Origin of the sequence: Actinosynnema sp. NPDC023658, from assembly GCF_040639995.1 — a bacterium.
Taxonomy (GTDB): Bacteria; Actinomycetota; Actinomycetes; order Mycobacteriales; family Pseudonocardiaceae; genus Actinosynnema.
This window is the reverse complement of record NZ_JBFAAX010000338.1, coordinates 1-6,270: the sequence shown is the minus strand read 5'-3', so window position 1 is coordinate 6,270 and position 6,270 is coordinate 1. Positions and strand designations below refer to the sequence as shown.

Annotated in this window: 6 protein-coding genes and 1 pseudogene; 3 read left to right on the top strand and 4 right to left on the bottom strand. The window is 69.7% G+C overall.

The window, feature by feature from the left end:
* Positions 1 to 656: 656 nt before the first annotated feature.
* The 4 genes and pseudogenes from AB0G02_RS25790 to AB0G02_RS25775 all read right to left on the bottom strand — a co-directional run.
* On the bottom strand, positions 657 to 1,421 hold the full coding sequence (locus AB0G02_RS25790; RefSeq protein ID WP_360798248.1) for an alpha/beta hydrolase: 765 nt from the start codon (positions 1,419 to 1,421) through the stop codon (positions 657 to 659).
* Positions 1,422 to 1,458: 37 nt separating this feature from the next.
* The gene (locus AB0G02_RS25785; protein ID WP_360798246.1) at positions 1,459 to 2,040 is read right to left on the bottom strand and encodes a helix-turn-helix domain-containing protein; all 582 of its coding nucleotides are present in this window, start codon (positions 2,038 to 2,040) and stop codon (positions 1,459 to 1,461) included.
* A 192-nt stretch (positions 2,041 to 2,232) separates the two neighbouring features.
* Positions 2,233 to 2,403, bottom strand: a complete 171-nt coding sequence (locus tag AB0G02_RS25780; RefSeq protein ID WP_360798252.1) for a hypothetical protein — start codon at positions 2,401 to 2,403, stop codon at positions 2,233 to 2,235.
* A 184-nt stretch (positions 2,404 to 2,587) separates the two neighbouring features.
* Positions 2,588 to 2,683 (bottom strand): annotated as a pseudogene (locus AB0G02_RS25775) (sigma factor); the annotation flags it as partial.
* 260 nt (positions 2,684 to 2,943) lie between these two features.
* Between AB0G02_RS25775 and AB0G02_RS25770 the strand changes: the two are divergent.
* The 3 genes from AB0G02_RS25770 to AB0G02_RS25760 form a co-directional block, all read left to right on the top strand.
* Positions 2,944 to 3,513, top strand: a complete 570-nt coding sequence (locus tag AB0G02_RS25770; protein WP_360798244.1) for a dihydrofolate reductase family protein — start codon at positions 2,944 to 2,946, stop codon at positions 3,511 to 3,513.
* An 89-nt stretch (positions 3,514 to 3,602) separates the two neighbouring features.
* Positions 3,603 to 5,042: a DHA2 family efflux MFS transporter permease subunit gene (locus AB0G02_RS25765; protein WP_360798242.1), complete on the top strand. Its 1,440-nt coding sequence runs from the start codon at positions 3,603 to 3,605 to the stop codon at positions 5,040 to 5,042.
* A 363-nt stretch (positions 5,043 to 5,405) separates the two neighbouring features.
* Positions 5,406 to 6,270: polyketide synthase (locus AB0G02_RS25760; protein ID WP_360798250.1), on the top strand; the 865-nt coding region annotated here is incomplete at its 3' end.

The following is a 6,270-nucleotide window of genomic DNA, read 5'->3' as shown; positions in this document are numbered from 1 at the left end:
GCGACCAGCGCGAGTGGCTTTCTTCGCCACGTCATCTTGTCCTCCACCCCAGCCAAGGCAGTTGCCGGGCGAAGTGCAGCAAGACGACGATGCACAGACCTTTCACGGTTCTTACACGTGGACTGGACGGCGTACGGGATGCCGCCGAACGGGCCACATCCAGGCTCTCAGCTCCGCGCCCCGTTTCCTTACCCGAACAGCGCCGGATCAACCCGAGCCGGCGCGTCGGTCGCGGTTAGCCGCCAGCCCGTCTCGTACACCTCGGGGAAGCGCTCGTCACCGAGTACCGCTCCGGCGGGCGAGCAGATCGAACACCTGGTGCGACTCACCCGACGCCCCAACGTCCGATTCGACAGCACAGGCACGGCCGACCCGCCACCGGCCGGCCGTCGACCCCGCCCGACGCGATAGCCCGCGCCCGGCGTCGGGTGCCGACGAAGGCCCGGTACCCACCTTCCCTCTGTGCGCGGTGGGTGCCGGGCCTGCTGCGGTGTTCATCGGTCGGGGCCAAAGCCGCACCGCCGTGGCGAACGGGATCAACGGCTGGAAGTGCCCGAGCCCAAGGCAGGGCGATGTCGCCACGGAACTACCGGGGCCAGCACGCGAGCGCGCGAAGGGCCGACGACGCTGGCGGCCCTGTCGGCGGATCGGCAGGGTCAGTCGCGGCCGGCTTGGACCAGCGTCTCGGCCAGTTCCTCGGGCCGCGTGGTCATCACGTAGTGCGCCCCTTCGAGTTGCAGGATGCGGCACAGCGGGCCCAGGCGATGGGCGAAGCGCGGGAACCAAGCGTGTTCGCCCGGCGGCATGGCGATGTCGTTGACCGCGTTCACGTAGCTGGTCCGGAGTTTGCCCGTACCGACCAGGTCGTAGAAGACCTCGAGGTTCAGGCGGTCGGTCATGTAGGCGACCGGGATCGGGGACATCTCCGCGTACAGCCTCGTGGCGGTCGCCAGGTCGACGTCGTTGCAGGCCCGTTCGCGCACCACCTCGAACGGCAGGATGAAGCCCTGCGCCGGGTCGACGTGGCCGAAGACGGCGGCCATTTCCGGCGGGAACTCCTCGGCCAACGCGTTGCCGTCGGCGGCCACCACGGCGTTTTGGAACACCACTCGCTTGATCCGCTCGGGAACCTCTTCCGCGGCCTTCGCGATGAACGTGCCGGCGATCGAGTGCCCGACCAGCACCACGTCCGACAGATCGTTTTCCCGGAGGTACGCGACGAGCGAATCCACGGCGTCGGCGTGGGTGAGGTCCAGCTGCGCGTTCGGGCCGTGCCCGGCGATTGTCGGCGTGTGGACGACGTGTCCTCGCCCGCGCAGCGCGGCGGCCACGTCCGCCCACGCGGACCCCGTTTGGAAAGCACCGTGCACCAGCACGAAAGTCAACTGCGCCTCGGACGTGGTCGGCACTGCGCCTGTCATGGGGGCCTCCTTGTCGATAATGGCGGGAAAACGGGTGTCAGCGGAGCACGGCGTGCAGCGCGCGGCGCAGGTGGTCGGCCTTCACGTCGCCGAGGAGACTTTGCAGCATGAACCCGAGGAAGAGGGAGAAGAATGTCCGTCCGACGTCCTGCGGGTCCGCCTCGGCCGGGAGTCGACCCTCTTCCACCATGCGCTCGGCCACCTCGATCCACGCGTCCCGCAGCGAGGCGACCACCTCGGTCATGATGGCGTTGACCTCGGGATCGTACAGCGCGACGCCCCAGCCCTGCGGGGTTACGCTCACCGGGTCGCCGCTCTCCACGCTCTTCTCGAAGAACACTGCGAGTCGGCCCACGAATTCGTCGACCGGGGGCAGCGGACTTTCCTTGAGCATCTCGCGGAGCGCCCCGGTCGCGGTGACCGTGTTCGCGTTGCCGAGCACCCGCATAATGTCGTTCTTCGCCGGGAAGTGACCCAGGACGACGTCGGGCGACAGGCCCGACTCCTCGATGATGTCGGCCATCGTCGTCACCGGCAGACCCTGCTTCAAGAAGCGGGCGATAGCCGCCTTGACGATGAGCTGGCGATCGGTCACCGAATCATTGCTGGTGGTTTGCATGAAATCAATCTAGGGAGTTGTCCGCACCTCGTCTTCTTCGTGGTTGCTGATCCGTTCGACTAATCCTGCCGGGCAAGCCGATTATGTCGGGCAACCCCTGTCCTGGAACACGGTGGTGCGGCTTATGCCCGATTCAGTCATGGTGAAGAGATGGAGGTTCCGCGGGGTGTACGCGCCGTCCTGGGTGCGTGATTACGCGGCCGGCCCGCGTTGTGCGTTCGCATTCGCCGGGACCCTCCGCCAGTCCGTGCCACGCAGGGTGAGGACCCGCGCGATGAACCGGACGTGCATCTCCCGCCCGGCGTACCAGGTCGCGAACGGCGGCATCTCCAGCACCGCGTCCTCGGTCGGCATCTTCTCCATTTCGGGCAGGTCGGCGTTCTCGAACGCGACGGCGTACCGCCCGACCAGGGCTCGGTACGACCAGCGGCTGGTCGGGGTCGTCGCTGGGCGGTGCGCCGAGCCCGGTCGGCAGCGGACGGCGGCTGCGCTGCTCGAGCGCGGCAGGGCGGGCGTTGGTCGCGATCCGGTAGAGCCAGGTGCGCAGCCCGGCGCGGGTCGGGCCGTACCGGTCGTAGGACTTCCACGCGCGCGGCATCGTCTCCTGGAGCAGGTCCTCGGCGTCGTGCACCGAGCCGAGCATTCGCCGGCAGTGCGCCGGCAGCTCTGGCCGGCGCGGATCAGCCTGGACCGCGGACTCGCTGGGCGGCGCCGTCACTTCGTCCTCCGTCGCACGCGTGGGACCTGACACACATACATACCGACGGACTCGCGAAACTCATCGCCGCGCGACCGACGAATCTGTGGACCGTTCCGAGTATGTACCTGTGACGGCACCAGCCCGCTGCGCCCGCCCGCCGCGAGTTCAGCCGACCGCACGCCCGGACCAGGAGATCACCCGACATGCGCAAAGTGATCGTCTCGATGTACATGACGTTGGACGGCAGGGTGGACGCCCTACAGGAGTGGGCGGCCCCGCACGACAGCGAGCATATCGCGCGGTACCACTCGGACCTGCTGGCGAACAGCGACGGCCTGATCATCGGCCGCCGGACCTACGAGGTCTTCGCCGCGATCTGGCCGCCGCGACTGGGGAAGATCGCGTACGGCGACAAGATCAACAGCATGGCGAAGCACGTCGCGTCGACCACGCTCACCGATCTGAAGTGGGGGAACTCCCACCTGCTCGGCGGCGGCGACGTCGCGGAGGGCGTGGCCAAGCTGAAGCAGGAGCCCGGCCAGGACCTGGTCGTCTACGGCGGACCGTCGCTGGTGCAGACCCTCCAGCGGCACGACCTCGTGGACGAGTACCGGATCATGCTGCACCCAGTGGTGCTCGGGAAGGGCACCGGCCTGTTCGACGACGGCGACCCGCGGGTGGACCTCGACCTCGTCGGAACCGGCGTGCTGCCGGGCGGGGTCGCGGTGCTGACCTACCGGCCGGCCGGCGGCGAGACCGGCCGGGTCGGCTAGCCGTGGACCAGGTCCCGACGTCGGCAGTGGGTTCGCCACCGCCGGCCGGAGTTACGACGGAAGCCGCAGACTCGTCACGGGAGGACTGAGTGGACGCGAACGGCACGAAGGCGTCGATGACCTCGGCGCAGCGCTGGGTCCTGACACTGGTGTCGGTGGCTTCGCTGATGGTGGTGCTGGACGGCCTGGTCGTGATGACCGCGCTGAACACCATCCGGATCGACCTCGGCGCGTCGATCGACCAACTGGAGTGGACGGTCAACGCGTTCACCCTGAGCTTCGCGATCCTGCTCATGCCGGCGGCGGCGCTCGGCGACCGGGTCGGCCGCAAGCGGCTGTTCCTCGTCGGTCTCGGGTTGTTCACCCTGGCGTCGGTCGCCTGCGCGCTGGCCCCGAGCAGCGGCCTGCTGATCACCGCACGGGCCACGCAGGGGATCGGGTCGGCGATGGTGATGCCGGAGGCCATGGCGCTGCTCAGCGTCGCGTTCCCGCCACCTCAGCGGGCCAAGGCACTGGGGGTGTTCAGCAGCGTCACGGGTCTGGGCACGCTCGGCGGTCCGCTCGTCGGCGGCGCGGTCACGCAGGGCCTGGACTGGCAGTGGATCTTCTGGCTCAACGTCCCCATCGGCCTGGTGCTCATCCCGCTGGCCGCCGCCCGGATCGAGGAGAGCAGGGGCGCGGCGCGGCGGCTGGACTTCGGTGGGCTCGCCCTGGTGACGCTCGGGGCGTTCGGCCTGGTGTGGGGGTTGATCCGCAGCAACGCCGTCGGCTGGGCGAGCCTGGAGGTGAGCGGGATGCTGGTGGCGGGCGCGGTGCTGTTGATCGCGTTCGTGCTCTGGGAACTGCGCGTCAACGAGCCGATGCTGCCGATGCGCTTCTTCCGGTCAGCCGCCTTCTCAGCCGGGAACCTCTCCGGATTCCTGCTCTATGCCGCGACGTTTGGCTCCGTGTTCTTCCTGGCCCAGTTCCTGCACACGACGCTCGGCTACGGACCGCTCGCGGCCGGCATCCGCCTGGCCCCGTGGACGGCAGCGGTGTTCGTCGTCTCGTGGTTCGCGGGCGCGATGATCAATCGGATAGGTGAGCGGCCGCTGATAGTCGGCGGACTCGTCCTACAGGCGGTCGGGTACGGGTGGATCTCGTTGATCGCGGCTCCCGACCTGGACTACCCCGCGATGATCCTGCCGTTCATGATCGCGGGCTGCGGCATCTCGCTCGCGATGCCCGCGGCCCAGAACGCCGTCATCGGGGCCGTTCCCCCGGCCGCCGTCGGCGCGGCCGCCGGTGTGTTCAACACGCTGCGCCAGCTCGGCGGCAGCTTCGGGATCGCGATCCTCGCGGTGGTGTTCGCGACCGTCGGCAGCTACGCGTCACCGGAAGCCTTCAGCGTCGGGTTCGCCCCGGCAATGGCGGGCGCGGCCGTGATGTCCGTGCTCGGCGCGATCGCGGGCCTGTGGACCCCGCGCCGCCGCGAGCCCGGCACGCCGGCCCCGGGAGCCGCGGTTCCCGTCCAGCAGGCTCGAAGCTGACTGGAGTTCCGAGCGGAGGCGGTCGCGCTCTACCGGTCCCGACCGGGCGTGACGATCAAGTCGGTGGTCGAGGATCTGGGGTCAACCAGAGGCGCTGCGCAACTGGATCCGGTTCGAGGACGCACAACGCCGGCCGAGGGTCTCGACGTGGGCCGAACTGGCCGCCCCCGGCCGTCGCGTTGGGCAACCACGGCGAGGTCGGGGCTGCGGTGCTCGTCAGCGCGGTGATCTCGGTTCGGTTGGTCCGCGGGGACGGGGGTGGCGGGTCCAAGGTTCGCTTTAGGTTGCCCGAAAGTTCCGCTTAGCCGGGTGACCGAGGCTGGCAGCCCATCCTCGCCCAGGCGGAAAGAGGGCAGCGTGACGATGCTCGACCAGCCCATGATGCCCGGCCAGTCCGGTGCCACCACCCGCCAGGACGAGCCCGTCGCCGTCGTCGGGTTGTCCTGTCGCCTGCCGGGGGCGCGTTCCCCGGAGGAGTTCTGGCGCCTGCTGCGCGACGGCGTGGACGCGCTCGGCACGCCGCCCGCCGATCGGTGGGCCGCGTACCCGGAACTGCCCTCGCGGGCGGGTTTCCTCGAAGACGTCGAGGGGTTCGACGCGGCGTTCTTCGGCATCCCGGAGCGCGAGGCGGAGGCGATGGATCCGCAGCAGCGCCTGGTGCTGGAACTGGGGTGGGAGGCGGTCGAGGACGCGGGCATCGTTCCGGCCGCGTTGGCGGGGAGCGCTACCGGTGTGTTCGTCGGCGCCTGCTGGGACGACTACGCCCGGCTGACCGATCGGCACGGCCTGATCACGGCGCACACCAACACCGGCCTGAACCGGGGTGTCATCGCCAACCGGTTGTCCTACGCGTTGGGATTGAGCGGACCGAGCATGGCGGTGGACACCGCGCAGTCCTCGGCACTGGTGGCGGTGCACCTGGCCTGTGAGAGCCTGCGGCGGGGTGAGTCGGATCTCGCGCTGGCGGGCGGGGTGAGCCTGAACCTGGTCCCGGAGAGCACCCTGACCGCGGCGCGGTTCGGCGGGCTGTCACCGGACGGACGGGCGTACGCGTTCGACGCCCGGGCGAACGGTTACGCGCGCGGTGAGGGCGGCGGGTTGGTGCTGCTCAAGCCGCTGTCCGCGGCGCTGGCCGACGGTGACCGCGTGTACTGCGTGATCCGCGGCAGCGCGGTGAACAACGACGGCGCCACCGAAGGCTTGACGACGCCCGGGGCGCGCACCCTGG